A 16232-nucleotide genomic window follows, 5' to 3' on the forward strand; every position below is an offset into this window, starting at 1 on the left:
GCGCTGTTCGGGATTGTCCGGATTAGGCAGAAACACCCGCGGTATTGCGGGGCGGCGCCTCGCGCGAGCAGTGTATTGGCCGTTGGCGCAGTTGCGGCTCGAATACGGTTTTAACCGTTGAGGGCACTCTGGGGAGAGTGGCTCGGGGAGCATACCCGCAACGTTGGTTGCTGGCGTTGGACGGCGAATGTGCACAATTCGCCTCCAACGCCAGCACCGTTTTCTGTCCTCCCGTGACAGCCTCGCGTCCTAGCGACTCCACAGGGCTCAGCAGGAGCTAGTCAACGCGCACCAGCAATTCGCCGATCTCGCAGTCGAGGGCGCGGCAGATCGCAGAGAGCGTCGAATAGCGGATTGCGCGAGCACGGTCGTTCTTGAGCACCGACAGGTTCACGATCGAGACCCCGACGATCTGCGACAGCCGTGTGAGCGTCATGCCGCGCTCGGCCAGCAACTCGTCGAGTCTGCAGTGCACACCGCTCGGTCCCTCATCTTCGGCGGGCGTCATACGAGGCCATCCGTATCTCGCTGCAACTGAGCACCGTGGCGAAAGATGGTGCCCATAAGTGCGGCGATGCCAGCAGCGCCAAGCGGCCAGTAGGGAATGGAGAATGTGGCAATCCCTGCGGCTGTTGTCGTACCCGCGCCCGGTTGTGGCAACACCTCAGCTGCTGCCATGGTGCTGCCGATGTCGTTGAGAACGGTGCTTCCGATGCCAGCGATGAGAATGACACCCGCACCAATGAAGAGCCACCGGCTCGTGAGGGCTGAGAACGGCGTGCCTTCACGTGCTTGATTGCAGATGATGAGCACGACGATCGCGGGAAAGACCGCGACGACGAGCGCCAGCAGATCAGCAGATGCCAGCACGACGGTCGCCGCAGTACTGAGATTGGTGATGCTTGCGGTTGCTGTGTTGACCGAGGCGCAGTAAAGCGAGGTGGCCGTTGCAGACGAGGCGGGGACAGGCTCGCCGAGGCAGGGCAGATCACTCGGCCACGCGGTAATCAGGGGGAGATGAGCAACCATCACGTTCGGTTGAAGAAACCAGCTTGGCAGCAACACGAGCAGTCCAACGGCGGTGAGCGCTATCCACACGATTGAAATTCGTGCTGCGACATCCATCAGCACTGTCTTGCTGTTGCGTCTGCGCGCCCGCCAGACAAAGAGGGCGATCAGTCCACCGATAGCAACGGCCGATGCGGCCAGCAGCGCAAGAGCAAACTCGAGGTTTGGCGCAAGAGCAAGCTCAAGGTTTGGCGTGTACGACGTCATTGGGAGTCCTCCCGACAGATCGGTTGTGAACGGCGAAGTGCGAGCGCGGTGACCGAACTCATTCGAGCCTCGGCGCATCCCTTTGCAGGTGCGCACCCCGACCGATCGCTGCATCCTTTTTGCAGAATTCCATATCGATAAACGTTGTTATCGAAAAACGATATGTCTACGAATGCTGCAGGTCAACCCCCGGTCGGCGCGTATGCCCAGGGCGAACACGGGCATACCGTTCGCGCGCTCTCGTTACCCTCGATGTAAGGCACTCAGTGGTCGACCGACCCAGGTACCCCGGAGGAAGCGATGTTCGAGAGATTTACCGACCGTGCACGTCGTGTGGTTGTGCTCGCCCAAGAAGAGGCGAAAATGCTCAACCACAACTACATCGGAACCGAGCACATCCTGCTCGGTCTCATTCACGAGGGCGAGGGTGTTGCCGCGAAGGCACTTGAGAGCCTCGGTATCTCGCTCGACGCTGTGCGCGAGCAGGTGCAAGACATCATCGGCCAGGGGCAGCAGCAGCCGACCGGCCACATTCCCTTCACGCCGCGTGCCAAGAAGGTGCTCGAGCTGAGCCTGCGCGAAGCGCTGCAGCTCGGTCACAACTACATCGGCACCGAGCACATCTTGCTTGGTCTCATCCGCGAGGGTGAAGGCGTTGCCGCTCAGGTGCTCGTCAAGCTCGGCGCTGACCTCAACAAGGTGCGCCAGCAGGTCATCCAGCTGCTCAGCGGATACCAGGGCAAGGAACCCGCGGGCGTCGCCGCCGGAGCAGGGGAGCAGCCCGCATCCGCTCAGGGCGGCTCGGCGGTGCTCGACCAGTTCGGACGCAACCTCACCCAAGCCGCGCGCGACAACAAGCTCGACCCCGTCATCGGTCGCGAAAAAGAGATCGAGCGGGTCATGCAGATCCTCTCGCGTCGCTCGAAGAACAACCCTGTTCTCATCGGTGAGCCCGGCGTCGGAAAGACAGCGGTCGTCGAAGGCCTCGCTCAGGCGATCGTGAAGAACGACGTGCCCGAGACCCTCAAAGACAAGCAGGTCTACTCGCTCGACCTCGGCTCGCTCATCGCCGGCTCTCGTTACCGCGGTGACTTCGAAGAGCGACTCAAGAAGGTCACGAAAGAGATCCGCACGCGCGGCGACATCATCGTCTTCATTGACGAGATCCACACCCTCGTGGGCGCCGGTGCAGCCGAAGGCGCGATTGACGCAGCATCCATTCTGAAGCCCCTGCTTGCCCGCGGTGAGCTTCAGACCATCGGTGCCACGACGCTCGACGAGTACCGCAAGCATTTTGAGAAGGATGCTGCGCTCGAGCGTCGCTTCCAGCCGATTCAGGTTGCGGAGCCGAGCCTTCCTCACTCGATCAACATCCTCAAGGGATTGCGCGATCGCTACGAGGCTCACCACAAGGTTCAGATCACCGACGGCGCCATTGTCGCGGCAGCCAACTTGGCTGATCGCTACATCGCTGACCGCTTCTTGCCAGACAAGGCCATCGACCTGATCGACGAAGCGGGTGCGCGCTTGCGCTTGTCGATTCTGTCGAGCCCGCCCGAACTGCGTGAGTTCGACGACAAGATCGCTCGCGTTCGTGCCGACAAAGAGATCGCTTCAGAAGAGCAGGACTTCGAAAAGGCTGCATCACTGCGCGACGAAGAGAAGTCTCTTCTTGCCGAGCGTCTGCGACTCGAGAAGCAGTGGCGCTCGGGTGACGTCGCCAGCCACGCGGTGGTCGACGAGGGTCTGATCGCTGAGGTGCTCGCCCAGGCGACCGGCATTCCGGTCTTCAAGCTCACCGAAGAAGAATCCAGCCGTCTGGTCTTCATGGAGAAGGCGCTGCACCAGCGCGTCATCGGCCAAGAAGAAGCTATCGCGGCGCTCGCGAAGACGATTCGCCGTCAGCGTGCCGGGCTCAAGGACCCCAAGCGCCCCAGTGGCTCGTTCATCTTTGCCGGCCCGACGGGCGTGGGAAAGACCGAGCTCGCGAAGGCTCTCGCGGAGTTCCTCTTCGACGACGAGTCGGCGCTGATTTCGCTCGACATGAGCGAGTTCGGCGAGAAGCACACCGTGTCTCGTCTGTTCGGTGCCCCTCCCGGCTTCGTCGGTTTCGAAGAAGGTGGCCAGCTCACTGAGAAGGTGCGCCGCAAGCCGTTCTCGGTGGTGCTGTTCGACGAGATCGAGAAGGCTCACCCAGACATCTTCAACTCGCTGTTGCAGATTCTCGAAGAAGGGCGTCTCACCGACGGCCAGGGTCGCGTTATCGACTTCAAGAACACCGTGATCATCATGACGACGAACCTCGGCTCGTCGGCGATCGCTGGCGGCCCGGTCGGCTTCCAAGTTGAGGGCAACTCAGCTACGACCTACGAGCGCATGAAGGGCAAGGTAGACGAAGAGCTGAAGCGTCACTTCAAGCCTGAGTTCCTCAACCGTGTCGACGACGTCATCGTGTTCCCGCAGCTGTCGAAGGAGGAGCTGGTGCAGATCGTTGATCTGTTCACCAAGCGCCTCAGTGAACGTTTGCTCGACCGCGATATGACCGTTGAGCTGTCGCTCAGTGCGAAGGAACGGCTCATCGAGATCGGCTTCGACCCGACTCTCGGTGCACGACCGTTGCGTCGCGCCATGCAGCGCGAGGTCGAAGACGCACTTAGCGAGCAGATCCTCCACGGCACGCTCAACGCGGGCGACCACGTGAAGGTTGACTTCGCCGACGGACAGTTCGCGTTCGAGACCGCACCCCGCGGCGAGAAGGTGGCTGTCGGCGAGGTCACCCAAGGTGAGATCGCGTCCACGCCGTACCTCGCCGCAACCAGCGACTGACCGCACACCATATCGAAGGGCGGATGCTTCCGAAAGGGAGCATCCGCCCTTCGCTGTGTGGGCCGTAGGCTTGAGCGGTGAGTACTTTCACCGTCAGACCAGCCGCGACGCGAGACGTTCGGGCAATCCAGTCGCTGCTGGAGCCCTACGTGCAGCGACGCATTCTGCTGGGCAAAGATCTCGTGGTGCTCTATGAGTCGACCCAGCAGTTTGTCGTCGCCGAGGCGGAAGACGGCACGATCATCGGCTGTGGCGCGCTCCACGTGATGTGGGAAGACCTCGGCGAGGTTCGCACGCTGATCGTTTCAGACGAGTGGCTGCAACGCGGCGTGGGCCGCCGTGTCGTTGAAGCTCTGGAAGACAATGCGCGTGCGCTCGGAATCTCGCGACTGTTCTGCCTCACGTTTGAAGTGGCGTTCTTCGAACGGCGAGGCTTTTCGACGATCGGCGAACAGGTTGTCGATCCCGATGTGTACTCTCAACTCGTGCGCAGCCCCGACGAAGGTATCGCCGAGTTTCTCGATCTCGCGCACGTCAAGCCGAACACTCTCGGCAACACTCGCATGCTGAAGAGCCTCTGAGGGGCGAGTCACACCAAAGACTCGGCAAGGCACGCCTACCCTGGATTCATGACCGGCCAGGAACGTCGCAGAAAGCACTCCCCCGCCGTCTATCGGCGCCGGCGCATTGTGCTGCTGCTCGCGATCATCGCGATTGCAGGATCGGTGTGGCTTCTCATCGCGCAGCCATGGCAGAGCTGGGGTGTTGAGACCGAAGCAACTTCCGATGCGAATGTGCCCGCTTCGCAGGCAGCGGCGTCCGACCTTCCGGCGCCCGTATCAAGCGCCGCAGCGTCACCAACTGCTACCGCGCAGCCGACGAGCGATGCTTCCGCCGCGACGCCTGACGCGACACCTGTCGTGACCCCGTGCGTAGAAAGCGCCATCACAGTTGTTCCGGTGACAGACCAGAGCAGCTACACCGCTGATGAGAACCCGCAGTTCTCGATCACCTTGACCAACGACGGCGAGACAGACTGCAGTTTGAACGTGGGCACCAGCACACAGAAGTTCGAGGTATCGAGCGGCAGCGATGTGTGGTGGCGTTCGACCGACTGCCAGAGCGAACCGAGCGATATGGTCGTCATGTTGGCAGCTGGCCAAACCGTCTCAAGCGCGGCGCCCCTCGAATGGGACCGGACCCGTTCATCGGTAGGCACATGTGACGACGAGACCCGACCGCGAGCAGCTGGCGCTGGCGCCACCTACCACCTGTCGGTAGAGATCGGCGGCATCCCGTCGTTTGAAACCGCGTCGTTCCAGCTCTACTGACCCGCCGAAAAGACAGGGCCTGCTGGCCGCGACTACGCTGGTGGGGTGGCAGGCAAGAAGCGATCGAAGAAGCAAGCGCCCCTGGAGTTTCGCAACCCGCAGTTGAGCGACGCGTTGCAGACCGGCGACATGGCTGCGGTTGCGTTCGCTCTGCGGCACGGGCCGACGGTTGCGCCGCTCATGCGCGCGGGCCAGCGTGATAACCCCCTCGATTCAGGTGAGGTGTGGACGTACCGTGATCCGAAGACCGGCGATGTAGCGCTGCTTCTGTTCAGCGATGCCGCCAATAAGCCAGAAAGCTTGCCGCCCGGTGTTGCCCTGCAGTCAGCGGCATGGCTGCACGCGTTTCTTGAAGTGCACGGTGACGAGATCACGACCGTCTTCTTCGATATCGCAGGCCCACACGCGATGCAGGCAACTCCGGCGGACTTGATCGCGGCGCTCGACGCGTAATCTCTTGCCCTAGAACCGGGGAATGTCGTCGCCCGGGCGGCTCTTGGAACGAGCCCGCACGTCATCGAGCGCTCCACGCAGCCGCGACGAGCGGCTGTCGATCAGGTCGCGATAGCCGAGCCGCGCGGCCTCGGTGCGCCGCTGCGCGGCTTGCGTTACCGGGCGAATCTCGCCCGCGAGGCTCAGTTCACCGATTGCCGCGATGTGCTTGGGGATCGCTTCGTTGCGTACCGCCCCCGCTACAGCGAGGGCGATGGCGAGGTCGGCGGCAGGTTCGGTGAACTTCACGCCGCCGACCGTCGATACATAGACGTCTTGGTTCGAGGTGACGATGCCGGCCTTCTTCTCGAGCACCGCGAGCACCATCGCCACCCGAGCTGAGTCGACGCCGTTCACGATGCGGCGTGGATTCGGTGCATTTGTCGTGATTGTCAGCGCCTGCACTTCGACTGGCAAGGCGCGCCGGCCTTCAAGCGCAATCGCGACGCAGGTGCCCGGTTCTGTACTGCCGTGACCGAGAAAGAGGGCACTCGGATCGGGCACCTCGGCGATTCCTGCACCGGTCATATCGAAGCATCCGACTTCGTCAGTGGGGCCGAAGCGATTCTTGAGCGCGCGCACGAAACGCAGCGACGTCTGGCGATCGCCCTCGAAGTGACAGACCACATCAACGAGGTGCTCGAGAATGCGGGGACCAGCGATTGAGCCGTCTTTCGTCACGTGTCCGACGATGATGGTGGGAAGGTCTCGATCTTTCGCCGTGCGAATGAGCGTCGCCGCCACTTCACGCACTTGCGACGGGTGGCCAGCCATGCCGTCAGACATCGATGACGACACGGTTTGCACTGAATCGACGATCAGCAGGTCAGGCTTCACCTCGTCAACGTGTCCGAGAATGGTGGCGAGGTCGGTTTCGCTGGCGAGATAAAGGCTGTCGTGCAGCGCCCCGGTGCGTTCTGCGCGCAGACGCACCTGGCCGGTGGACTCTTCAGCGCTGGCGTAGAGCACCCGCCGCCCCGACTGGGCAGCCTTCGCTGCCACTTCGAGAAGCAGCGTCGACTTGCCCACCCCGGGCTCGCCAGACAGCAGAATTGCCGCGCCGGGTACTAGGCCCCCGCCCAGAACCCGATCGAATTCGCCCACCCCGGTGCTGCGCCGCGGCGTATCTGCGGTGTCAATCGCGGTAATCGGCCGTGCCGCGCGTGATGCGCCGGGCGCAACCGCTGTGACCGATCGCAAGATGCCCGTTTGCTCGGCGCTTTCGACTACGGTGCCCCACTGCTGGCATTCGCCGCAACGGCCTACCCACTTGTGGGCCGTCCACCCGCACTCCGTGCATCGGTAGGCCGCGGCGGTGGTGGGTTTGCGGGTCGCCATGAGATCAGCGTACGGGCCGGGTACGACAATCGCCGCCGGCATAGGCACCGATGGCTCACACTGGAAAGATGACCCCCTTATCGCCGAGCGAACCCCGACCGTGGCTGCGGCGTATCGCGCGCTGGCTTCTCGGCGCTTTCTTGGTGCTCGCAGGCACTTCGCATCTGACCTTTTCGCGTGAGGATTTTCGGGCGCAGGTGCCGCCATGGTTGCCGTTCGACGTCGATTTCGTCGTGATCGCCTCGGGAGTCGTCGAGATCGCGCTCGGGCTCGCACTGTTGTTTCTAGGCCGCTGGCGTGTGCCGATCGGATGGATCACCGCGGCGTTTTTCATCGCCGTGTTCCCCGGCAACATCGCGCAGTTCGTTGAGGGACGAGACGCTTTCGGTCTTGACACCGATCTATCTCGCGGAATCCGCTTGCTCTTTCAGCCGCTATTGGTGCTGTGGGCTCTGTGGGCGACGGGCGCGTGGCGGGCATGGCGTGCGAAGCGCCAGTAAGCATCAGTGGATGCCGCAGGTGGCAGCATCCACTGATCACCGCTATCGCAAAGAGTTCGCGACTTCGGTGAGTGCATCTGCTGAGCGGTGGAACAGCTCACGTTCGTTCGGTGAGAACCGTGTCTCAGCGATCGGGAATGCACCCCTGGCGCTGACAATCGACGGAACCGAGAGTGCGACGCCGCTGAGGCCGTGAAAGTCAGTCAGCACAGGAGACACTGGCATCACCGCGTGCTCGTCGCCGAGAATCGCCTCGATGATGCGGGCGCTTGAAAGGCCGATTGCGTAGTTGGTCGCGCCCTTGCCCTGAATGACCTTATACGCAGCATCACGGACGTCAATCGCAATCTGGTCGAGTTCTTCTACGGTCATGCGGTCACCTGCGGGGGTGACCCATTCGAGAATCGGCACGGTGCCGATCGTTGCGGCCGACCACAGCGGAAACTCGGTGTCACCGTGCTCGCCGACAATGTAGGCGTGCACGCTGGAGGTTGAGACGCCCGCACGCTCGGCAAGCTTCCAGCGCAGCCGCGATGTATCCAACACGGTGCCCGAGGCGAAGATGCGCTCGGGCGGTAGGCCGGTTTCTTGTTGCGACAGCACGGTCAGCACGTCGCACGGATTGGTCACGATGACGTAGACGGCGTTGGGCGCTACCGAAAGCAGCTGCGGCATCATCTTGCGCATGATGCCGGCGTTGACTCCCGCCAGTTCGATGCGGGTCTGACCGGGGTTCTGTTTCGCGCCGGCAGTGATCACCACGACGTGCGAACCCTCGGCGACCGAGATGTCGCTGCCGCCGGTGATGCTGCTGGTCCCCGTGAACTGGGTGCCATGTGCGAGGTCGAGAACTTCGGCTTCGACCTTTTCGGTGGCGATGTCGTAGAGCGCGACGTGGCGTGCGGAGCCTCGGATGAGCGCTGCGTACGCGACGCTGGAGCCGACGCTGCCGGCGCCTACAACGGTGACTTTGGAGTTCTCAATAACGGCCATGCATCCAGTCTGGCAGGGGCAGTGGAATCTGCACCAGGACTAAAGCCCCGTCTGCCGCACGTCATGATGAATCTGCGTGTTTCGGATGCCGAAGAACGACACCACGCCGCCCGCGAACATGAAGACTGCCGTCGCGATGGCTGCGCGATGGAAGCCCTCAAGATCGAGCGCGCCGCCGACGATGGTGGCGAGCAGTGCGATGGTGACGAGCCCAGCGACACGCGACACCGCGTTGTTGACAGCGGAGGCGATGCCCGAGCGCTCGGTGTCGATCGAGCCGAGAATCGTGGTGGTCAGCGGGGCCACCATGAGCGCGAGCCCGAAGCCGCTCAGCACCATGCTTGGCAGCACCTGCCACCAGTACGAGAAATCGAGCGACACGGTGAGCAACAGCAGAGCGCCGGCCCCCATCAGGAGCGGACCGATGGTCATGAACAGCCGAGGTCCGATACGCGCCGCGACCGCGCCGACTCGCGAGCTGAGCACGATCAGCAACACAGTACTGGGCAGGCTTGCCAGCCCAGCCAAGGTTGCCGAGAGCCCTGCGCTCTGCTGCAGATACACCGCGACGACAAAGCCATTGAGCGCGAGTGCGCCATAGATGAAGAATGTCGCGACATTGCCCGTCCAGAAGTTGCGCACCGTGAATAGGTCGAGCGGCAAGATCGGATTGCGCACGCGGCGCTGTCGAATGATGAAGAGGATGAATAGGATGCTGCCGCCCGCCAGCGGCAGCCAGATTGCCGCAGACTGCCATCCGAGGCGCGGTTGCTCGATGAGCGCGAAGACCACTGTGCCCAGCCCCGCCGTGCAGAGCACCGCACCAAGCCAGTCGACCGAAGCGTCAGGGCGACGCACGTCGCGCACGCGGGTGCGCGTGAGCAGCCAAAGGGTGATCGCGATCGGCACCACGTTTATGAGGAACGCGAGTCGCCATGAGAGCAGATCAACGAAGACGCCGCCGATGACCGGCCCCGCGATCATCGCCGTGGTGGTCATTGCTGTCCACGCGCCGATCGCGCGACCCTGGGCTACGCCTCGAAAAGTCGAGGTGATGAGAGCCAAAGAACTAGGAACGAGCAATGCGCCAGCCGCGCCTTGTAGAGCGCGCGCAACGATGAGGAAATCCGCTGTCGGCGCGGCTGCAACGGCGATGGATGCTGCGCCGAACCCGATGAGCCCGAGCCGCAGCACCAGCACACGTCCGTACGCATCGCTGATTGAACCCGCAACAAGGATCAGCGCGCCCAGGGTGATCAGGTAGGCATCGACCACCCACTGCTGTGTCGCCAAACCGCCGCCGAGTTCGTTGCGGATGGCAGGCAATGCGACGTTGACTACTGTGCCATCGAGGAACGCCACGAACGACGCGAGCACCGCGATGACGAGAATGACGCGCTGATCTCGCGACATTTTCTCGGCCGGGTTCCGGCCGGGCGATCCCTCGGGGGCGGAACTCATATGGCCACCGTATTGCGTTTGCGCGCAGCTGGGGTATCGCGCCCGGATGAAGGCGGATCACCCGATTCGCGGCATCGGCATCCTTATCGTAAACTGGTCGATGGTGACGTGTCCGAGCGGCCGAAGGTGCAACACTCGAAATGTTGTGTAGGTTCACCCCTACCGTGGGTTCAAATCCCACCGTCACCGCCACCTAAAACCCCCGCAGATCCCTTGTAAACACTGGGATCGCGGGGGTTTTGCTTTGCCCTGCAATGGGATTGTGCCCACATTTGAATTGGACTGAGGCTGATCGACGTCGAATGAGGTGGGCGGTCGCGCTGCCGGCGAGCGCGCGACCGCACAGATGTTCGGCATCGCGAGCGTGCGGTCAGGAGCTGCGGCTTGGGCTACGCTCAGGCGTACCGGGCACTCAGCCGAGCAACTCCCTTTCGTGGACTAGCCCACATGACATGCAGAACTTCATTCACGCACCCGATTCTCTGGCGACGCCAGACCTGCCGGGCAACACCTACGCGATGAACGCGCGACTGACAACAGCGTGCCCAGGAGGTGGAACGCAGTCATGGGCCGGAGACCTGTACCGGTAGCTCGCCCGCTCGCGTTAGGCCTTGTCCTTGCGCTCGTTTGCGCCTCGGTGGTCGGTTGCGGGACCAGCCGCGCGTATACGCAAGCGGTCGAAGAAGCGGAGCTCGGCGTGGCGTTGCTCCTATCCATCACCGAGACGGATACCGCGAACCTTCTGGCTGACCACACTGCGCTCGAGGAGATCTCCAGCGGCGACATCGCAACGGTGTTCGTCAATGACATGAGGGAGTACACGGGGGAGGAACCTGGACCGGCTGAAGAACGCGCTGTGTACGACATCATCGAGAACCCTGACGGGTCCGTGTCGTTCCTGGTGTTCTTCGGTGCGGGTGCTTTTGCATCCAGCGGGCTCGTTGCGACGAACCAATCACGGCATAGTTGCGGCAGCTTTACCGGGCGATTCACCGAACGCGAGCTGACCGTCACCGACGTTGATTGCCCGCCAGAGATCACGAGATTCGCGGGCGACAGTTCCATCGCTCTCTCGATGGCGGAAAACGCCAACAAATACGATGCAGAGATCGAGAAGATGCTGTGAAGCGTTCAGCCGATCAGCGGAAGTCTCTATCGATCATCGCGGGGCTGAAATCGATACTTGTGTTGAGTGCTTGCACTGCCGAGGGCCGCGGCGCCCAACAAGGACAGATACTCACCGACAGGCTGCGAACGAGCTGGCCATCTCGTTGCCGGAGGGCATCGACTTTCCTTCAGATCCCCCTGGCATATGGGATGAGGATGGAAGCATCGAGGAGGGGACAGGCGAAGCCATTGCCTTACTTCAGTGACGCTGCGAGTGGGCGACTGTGTACGTTGAGTCTTTTGACGCTGGTACCCCAAGCGGAGCGACAGCGCGATTCGGAAAGAGTGTGCTTGAGCGGGTCTCGTTTGGTTTTGGGTCAAGCTCGATTGCCAGCACCGCATGATCAGGGGTTTTCTCGGTCCGCTCCTGGGTTGAGTGGCGTGCTGATTAAGGGGAATTATGTTGATCCAACCCTTGCGCGAGCTGGCGCAATGGGTGCAGAGTGAAATCACACGCGAAGACGAGATCGACCAGGCGGTGCTCGTGCAGAAGGCTGTCTTCGCCGATGATCCACCGGCAGTTCCTGGGCACACACTCACAGCGAGCGGTCGCGAGTCACCGCGCCCGCACGCAGCATCCCGGACGCGGTGACACAGTCGATCAGATGCTCGAAGAATACATCGGGGGATCAAACATCTTTGTCACCGCAGTCCTCGCTGAGATCGACGTCGCGTCGGGATCGCTCGCGTGTGTCGATGCGCGGCACAGCCTGACATTCGTTCTGCGGAGTGACGGTCGATTCGAGCGGCTCGAGTCGACGGACGCGCCCCACGACGACGCGACCGTTCTGGTGGAGAGGAGGGACGGGTGAGCGCTCGCTTGGTCCTCATCCGGATAGTCGCGGCCCTATCCGTAATTCTCGGCGCCAACTATGTTGCGTGGCGCTGGTTGGAATCGGTGAACTGGTCGGCTTGGTGGATCGCCGTTCCTCTCGTGCTTGCCGAAACCTATAGTCTCGTCGACACCTTTTTCTTCTCGCTCACGATGTGGCGAGCACGTGATCGCCCGGCGCCCGTATCGGCTCCCGAGGGCACGGTCGATGTCTTCATCACCACCTACAACGAGTCCATCGAGATGGTCTTAGCGACGGCCCTCGCCGCGCAGCGCATCGCATACCCGCACGAGACGTGGATCCTGGATGACGGAGCGCGCGAGGACATGAAAGAGGCCGCGCGCGCAGCGGGCATCGGGTACATTCGCCGCTCCAACGACTGGGATGACAAGCCGCGCCATGCGAAAGCGGGAAACCTCAACAATGCACTCTTTCAAACCGAGGGCGAATTCCTGCTGATTCTCGACGCCGATCAGATTCCGGACCCCCTCATCCTGCACCGCACGCTTGGCTATTTCGCCGATGATCCGGCGGTCGCTCTCGTTCAGACACCGCAGTGGTTCGGCAATGTGGACGATGCTGACCCGCTCGGCAGCCAGGCGCCCCTCTTCTACGGTCCGATTCAGCAAGGCAAGGATGGCTGGAACGCGGCTTTCTTCTGTGGCTCCAACGCGGTCCTGCGACGGGACGCTCTCATGCAGCTGGGGATCGTCGGGTATGTGCGCGATTTGGAGAGGTCGACCATGCGTACCCTGAGGGCGGCCGAGTCGATGTTGGCGAAAGCCGTCCGTCGTCGTGAGGTGGATCCGGATGTCGGTCGGCAGTTGAAGTCGCTCGTCGCAGATGTTTCTGGAGCGCGTTCGGAGATCGCGGCCGGCGCAGCGATCGGTGATGTCACGTACCGTTTGCAGGCTGCCGTGAACAAGGCTTCTCGTCAGCTGGTGGCGCGCGACTTCGCCAGCCTCCGCGCCGATCTCGCGATGATTGAAAGTCTCCCCGTCGAGCGCGACGCCGAACTCGACGCCGTCGTGATCGACGACGATGCGCTGGATGCGTTGGCCAATCATGAGTTCTCACCTCTGGCGGCGGTGGAGTCCGTCTCAGCTCTGCTCCACGCTCTGCGGGTAGACAGACCGGACGAGGCCCAGCCGGTGCAGCCGCTCGCGACGATCTCCGTGACCGAGGACATGGCGACCGCAATGCAATTGCACGCGCTCGGCTGGCGTAGCGTCTACCACCACGAAATCCTGGCGGTCGGCCTCGCTCCCGAGGATCTGCGCACGATGCTCAAACAGCGCCTTCGCTGGGCGCAGGGGACTCTGCAGGTGATGTTGCGCGATAACCCTCTCGTGAAGAAAGGGCTGTCGGCGGGGCAACGGCTGATGTACTTCTCCACGATGTGGAGCTACATCTCGGGATATGCAGCAATCGTGTACCTGGCCGCTCCGGTGATCTATCTCGTTTTCGGTGTCCTGCCCGTCACGGCATGGAGCGTCGACTTCTTCGCGCGGTTCATACCCTACTTTCTTGTCAATCAGATCCTTTTCCTCGTAGTCGCCCGCGGACTTCGGACGTGGCGCGGTCAGCAGTACTCGCTCGCCCTTTTTCCGGTGTGGATCGTTGCCTGCAGTACCGCATTCGCGAACGTCGTGTTTGGTCGCCCGCTCTCGTTCGTCGTCACGCGAAAGGATGGTTCGACACGCGAGGGTTTTCCGTGGCGCGAGATCTGGCCGCAACTCATCGCGATCGCGGTGCTGTCTCTCGCGCTCATCATCGGCCTCGGACGGCTCGCTGTCGGCACCGCCGACGGGACAGGTACGCTCGTCAACACCGTCTGGGTCATCTACGACCTGGTGGTACTCAGCGTCATCATCCAGGCAGCCCTGTACCGCGGCCCCGCGCGTGAGGGGACGACATTCAGAGAGGAACCCTCGTGAACCTCAGCGTCATAACGGGCGAACGCTGCGCCGTGATCAGACTCGAAGGCCGTCTGACGGCTCCATCCGTCGCCCAATTCAGACAAACGGTAGACGAACTCGTTGCCGCGGGCGACGTGCGCGTCGCCGTCGATCTGTCGGCGACGGAGTTCGTGGATTCCTCTGGGCTCGGAGCTCTCGTCGGAGGCCTGAAGTCAGCCAGGTTGGCGGGCGGCGACCTGAGGGTGACTGGCATCACGGATCAGGTCCGGAACGTGTTCAAACTGACCAATCTAGATCGTGTGCTGCACGACTATCCTTCGCCTGAGGCGGCCTTCGATGCCGACTGAGCGGACTGAACACGTTTGTGGGAGGGTCGGCGCTGACCTTACCGATCGTGTCCTGGACGCACTCGCCGCGCTGTGGGAGTCGGGACCTCCTGTCCCTGCCGAGGACCGCGAACCATTCGCGCTCGCCGTGAGCGAGATTGCCGCAAACATCGTCGAACATGCGAGCGCCCGTGAACCAGTTCATGTATCGCTCACGCTGACGATGACCGAGACGATGCTGGAGGCCGTCTTCACGGATACAGCCGATCCTGCCCTCATCGACCTGTCGTCAATTCAGATGCCCGACTGGCACGCCGAATCTGGCCGGGGGCTTGCGCTCGCCCTTGCCACGCTCGACGAGCTCGTGCACGAGACGCACGAAGGCAACACGTGGCGATTGCGCCGCGTCGTGCGTGGCGTCGTCTAGTTGCGGACGGCTCTCGCCGTAATCCAGGACTGGCCGCTTGACTCCGCTGCCAAGCCGCGCCGGGTCACTCTGACGATGTGCTGGCTCGCTCGCGCGCCCGCTCTAGCGCGCGCTTGCGTTGCGCGCGAGCATCCTCTTCGAGTTTCTCGGCCCGCTCCTCATCACGGGTGAGATTCTCGCCGGTCTCGGGATCGAACACGTGCAGCTTGTCGAGTGAGAACCAGAGCGTCGCCGTGTCGCCGTCACGGATCGAACTTGTGGCGTCGAGGGCGACGACCAGCTCGGTGCGCAAGCTCTCACCGTCAAGATCGCGATCGAGCTCTGCGAGCTTGTCGCGTACAGCGCCGTCGACGTCGAACGGCACGTATGCGTACAGCACTTCGCCGAGCCACTCCGTCATCTCGAACTCGAGTTCGACCTCGACGCCGCCTTCCGGTTCCCGCTCAAGGGACTCCTTATCAGCGAACGAATCGGGTCGTACGCCAACGATGACCAGATCGCGGTCGCCGACGGCCGCGCGCAAACGATCGTCCATCGGTACGTCGACCATGGGTAGGTGCAGGGTGTCGCCGTCGACTGTGCCGCCGAGAAAGTTCATGGGTGGCGAGCCGATGAAGCCGGCTACGAACAGGTTCGCCGGCTGCTCGTAAAGCCCACGAGGACTTGCGACCTGCTGCATCTCTCCGCGTCGCAGCACTGCCACACGGTCGCCGAGCGTCATCGCCTCGGTTTGGTCGTGCGTGACGTAGACCGTGGTGATTCCGAGCGATCGCTGGAGTCTGGCGATCTCGGTACGCATCTGACCGCGTAGCTTCGCGTCGAGGTTTGACAGCGGCTCGTCGAAGAGGAATGCCGCGGCGTTGCGCACGATCGCGCGACCCATCGCGACCCGCTGGCGTTGCCCTCCCGAGAGGTTTGCCGGTTTGCGGTCGAGGTGCTCGTCGAGTTCGAGCAGACTCGACGCCCGCTTGACGCGCTTGTCGAGTTCGTCTGCGTCGACCGTGCTCGACTTCAGCCTCATCGGAAACGCGATGTTCTCGTAGACGGTCAGGTGGGGGTAGAGCGCATAGTTCTGAAAGACCATGGCGAGATTGCGGTCTTTGGGAGCCTTGTCGTTGACGGTTTCGCCATCGATCTGCAGCTCACCATCAGAGATGTCTTCCAGCCCCACGATCATTCGCAGGAGCGTCGACTTGCCGCAGCCTGAAGGGCCCACCAGGATCACGAACTCCCCGTCCGCGATGTCGAGATCAACGCCCTTGACTGCGGTGAAGCCATCGTCGTATGTCTTGACGACGTTGTTCAGAGTGATGGATGCCATGACAGCTCCTTATCTCGAGAGTG

General features: G+C 62.5%; 18 protein-coding genes and 1 tRNA gene. 13 read left to right on the top strand and 6 right to left on the bottom strand.

Annotated features, from left to right (window positions below; genetic code table 11):
* Positions 1-277: 277 nt before the first annotated feature.
* Both SJY18_RS09945 and SJY18_RS09950 read right to left on the bottom strand, forming a co-directional pair.
* Positions 278-508 carry a helix-turn-helix transcriptional regulator gene (locus SJY18_RS09945; RefSeq protein ID WP_337336870.1) on the bottom strand — a complete coding sequence of 77 codons (231 nt, stop codon included), beginning with the start codon at positions 506-508 and terminating at the stop codon, positions 278-280.
* Positions 505-1275 carry a hypothetical protein gene (locus SJY18_RS09950; RefSeq protein WP_396667433.1) on the bottom strand — a complete coding sequence of 257 codons (771 nt, stop codon included), beginning with the start codon at positions 1273-1275 and terminating at the stop codon, positions 505-507. The genes SJY18_RS09945 and SJY18_RS09950 overlap by 4 nt, the downstream gene beginning before the upstream one ends.
* Positions 1276-1575: 300 nt before the next feature.
* On the opposite strand from SJY18_RS09950, the gene SJY18_RS09955 reads away from it, so the two are divergent.
* From SJY18_RS09955 to SJY18_RS09970, 4 genes are all read left to right on the top strand, one after another.
* Positions 1576-4101: an ATP-dependent Clp protease ATP-binding subunit gene (locus tag SJY18_RS09955; RefSeq protein ID WP_396667434.1), complete on the top strand. Its 2526-nt coding sequence runs from the start codon at positions 1576-1578 to the stop codon at positions 4099-4101.
* Between the two features lie 77 nt (positions 4102-4178).
* Complete coding sequence (locus tag SJY18_RS09960) at positions 4179-4682, top strand: amino-acid N-acetyltransferase (RefSeq protein WP_337336873.1); 504 nt, start codon at positions 4179-4181, stop codon at positions 4680-4682.
* Between the two features lie 48 nt (positions 4683-4730).
* On the top strand, positions 4731-5432 hold the full coding sequence (locus SJY18_RS09965) for a hypothetical protein (protein ID WP_337336874.1): 702 nt from the start codon (positions 4731-4733) through the stop codon (positions 5430-5432).
* A gap of 45 nt (positions 5433-5477) precedes the next feature.
* Complete coding sequence (locus SJY18_RS09970; RefSeq protein ID WP_396667435.1) at positions 5478-5885, top strand: dehydrogenase; 408 nt, start codon at positions 5478-5480, stop codon at positions 5883-5885.
* 9 nt (positions 5886-5894) lie between these two features.
* Here the strand turns inward: SJY18_RS09970 and radA are convergent, their stop codons facing one another.
* Positions 5895-7262, bottom strand: coding sequence for a DNA repair protein RadA (gene radA / locus SJY18_RS09975; protein WP_396667436.1), 1368 nt, complete (start codon positions 7260-7262; stop codon positions 5895-5897).
* Between the two features lie 68 nt (positions 7263-7330).
* Here radA and SJY18_RS09980 point away from each other — a divergent pair, with 68 nt between their 5' ends.
* On the top strand, positions 7331-7762 hold the full coding sequence (locus SJY18_RS09980) for a hypothetical protein (protein ID WP_396667437.1): 432 nt from the start codon (positions 7331-7333) through the stop codon (positions 7760-7762).
* 42 nt (positions 7763-7804) lie between these two features.
* Here SJY18_RS09980 and SJY18_RS09985 read toward each other — a convergent pair whose 3' ends face one another.
* Positions 7805-8755: an L-lactate dehydrogenase gene (locus SJY18_RS09985; protein ID WP_337336878.1), complete on the bottom strand. Its 951-nt coding sequence runs from the start codon at positions 8753-8755 to the stop codon at positions 7805-7807.
* A 39-nt stretch (positions 8756-8794) separates the two neighbouring features.
* Positions 8795-10216 carry an MFS transporter gene (locus tag SJY18_RS09990; RefSeq protein WP_396667438.1) on the bottom strand — a complete coding sequence of 474 codons (1422 nt, stop codon included), beginning with the start codon at positions 10214-10216 and terminating at the stop codon, positions 8795-8797.
* A 102-nt stretch (positions 10217-10318) separates the two neighbouring features.
* Here SJY18_RS09990 and SJY18_RS09995 point away from each other — a divergent pair.
* The 8 genes from SJY18_RS09995 to SJY18_RS10030 all read left to right on the top strand — a co-directional run bounded on the left by SJY18_RS09995 (position 10319) and on the right by SJY18_RS10030 (position 14888).
* Positions 10319-10408: transfer RNA gene (locus SJY18_RS09995), tRNA-Ser, on the top strand.
* A gap of 260 nt (positions 10409-10668) precedes the next feature.
* Entirely contained in the window at positions 10669-10806 is a 138-nt protein-coding gene (locus tag SJY18_RS10000; RefSeq protein WP_396667439.1) for a hypothetical protein, read from the top strand.
* Between the two features lie 107 nt (positions 10807-10913).
* Entirely contained in the window at positions 10914-11342 is a 429-nt protein-coding gene (locus SJY18_RS10005) for a hypothetical protein (RefSeq protein WP_396667440.1), read from the top strand.
* A 441-nt stretch (positions 11343-11783) separates the two neighbouring features.
* The gene (locus SJY18_RS10010; RefSeq protein ID WP_337336881.1) at positions 11784-11975 is read left to right on the top strand and encodes a hypothetical protein; all 192 of its coding nucleotides are present in this window, start codon (positions 11784-11786) and stop codon (positions 11973-11975) included.
* Positions 11976-11988: 13 nt separating this feature from the next.
* Positions 11989-12195, top strand: a complete 207-nt coding sequence (locus SJY18_RS10015) for a hypothetical protein (RefSeq protein WP_396667441.1) — start codon at positions 11989-11991, stop codon at positions 12193-12195.
* Positions 12192-14153 (top strand): glycosyltransferase, encoded by a 1962-nt coding sequence (locus SJY18_RS10020; protein ID WP_396667442.1) that lies wholly within the window; start codon positions 12192-12194, stop codon positions 14151-14153. Before SJY18_RS10015 ends, SJY18_RS10020 begins: the two co-directional genes overlap by 4 nt.
* A complete protein-coding gene (locus SJY18_RS10025) occupies positions 14150-14482 on the top strand; it encodes an STAS domain-containing protein (protein WP_337336884.1) in 333 nt (110 codons plus the stop codon). Before SJY18_RS10020 ends, SJY18_RS10025 begins: the two co-directional genes overlap by 4 nt.
* Positions 14472-14888: an ATP-binding protein gene (locus SJY18_RS10030; RefSeq protein WP_337336885.1), complete on the top strand. Its 417-nt coding sequence runs from the start codon at positions 14472-14474 to the stop codon at positions 14886-14888. Before SJY18_RS10025 ends, SJY18_RS10030 begins: the two co-directional genes overlap by 11 nt.
* A gap of 64 nt (positions 14889-14952) precedes the next feature.
* Here the strand turns inward: SJY18_RS10030 and SJY18_RS10035 are convergent, their stop codons facing one another.
* Complete coding sequence (locus tag SJY18_RS10035; RefSeq protein ID WP_337336886.1) at positions 14953-16209, bottom strand: sn-glycerol-3-phosphate ABC transporter ATP-binding protein UgpC; 1257 nt, start codon at positions 16207-16209, stop codon at positions 14953-14955.
* Positions 16210-16232: the final 23 nt, after the last annotated feature.

The sequence above is a fragment of the Microbacterium sp. R86528 genome, assembly GCF_044596335.1.
In the GTDB taxonomy this organism is placed as follows: Bacteria; Actinomycetota; Actinomycetes; order Actinomycetales; family Microbacteriaceae; genus Microbacterium; species Microbacterium marmarense.

Coding starts and splice junctions, on each gene's coding strand:
- SJY18_RS09985 (WP_337336878.1), bottom strand. CDS start 8,755: ATGGCCGTTATTGAGAACTCCAAAGTCACCGTTGTAGGCGCCGGCAGC.
- SJY18_RS09950 (WP_396667433.1), bottom strand. CDS start 1,275: ATGACGTCGTACACGCCAAACCTTGAGCTTGCTCTTGCGCCAAACCTC.
- SJY18_RS10010 (WP_337336881.1), top strand. CDS start 11,784: ATGTTGATCCAACCCTTGCGCGAGCTGGCGCAATGGGTGCAGAGTGAA.
- radA (WP_396667436.1), bottom strand. CDS start 7,262: ATGGCGACCCGCAAACCCACCACCGCCGCGGCCTACCGATGCACGGAG.
- SJY18_RS09955 (WP_396667434.1), top strand. CDS start 1,576: ATGTTCGAGAGATTTACCGACCGTGCACGTCGTGTGGTTGTGCTCGCC.
- SJY18_RS09945 (WP_337336870.1), bottom strand. CDS start 508: ATGACGCCCGCCGAAGATGAGGGACCGAGCGGTGTGCACTGCAGACTC.
- SJY18_RS10015 (WP_396667441.1), top strand. CDS start 11,989: ATGCTCGAAGAATACATCGGGGGATCAAACATCTTTGTCACCGCAGTC.
- SJY18_RS09965 (WP_337336874.1), top strand. CDS start 4,731: ATGACCGGCCAGGAACGTCGCAGAAAGCACTCCCCCGCCGTCTATCGG.
- SJY18_RS10000 (WP_396667439.1), top strand. CDS start 10,669: ATGCAGAACTTCATTCACGCACCCGATTCTCTGGCGACGCCAGACCTG.
- SJY18_RS09990 (WP_396667438.1), bottom strand. CDS start 10,216: ATGAGTTCCGCCCCCGAGGGATCGCCCGGCCGGAACCCGGCCGAGAAA.
- SJY18_RS10035 (WP_337336886.1), bottom strand. CDS start 16,209: ATGGCATCCATCACTCTGAACAACGTCGTCAAGACATACGACGATGGC.
- SJY18_RS09980 (WP_396667437.1), top strand. CDS start 7,331: ATGACCCCCTTATCGCCGAGCGAACCCCGACCGTGGCTGCGGCGTATC.
- SJY18_RS10030 (WP_337336885.1), top strand. CDS start 14,472: ATGCCGACTGAGCGGACTGAACACGTTTGTGGGAGGGTCGGCGCTGAC.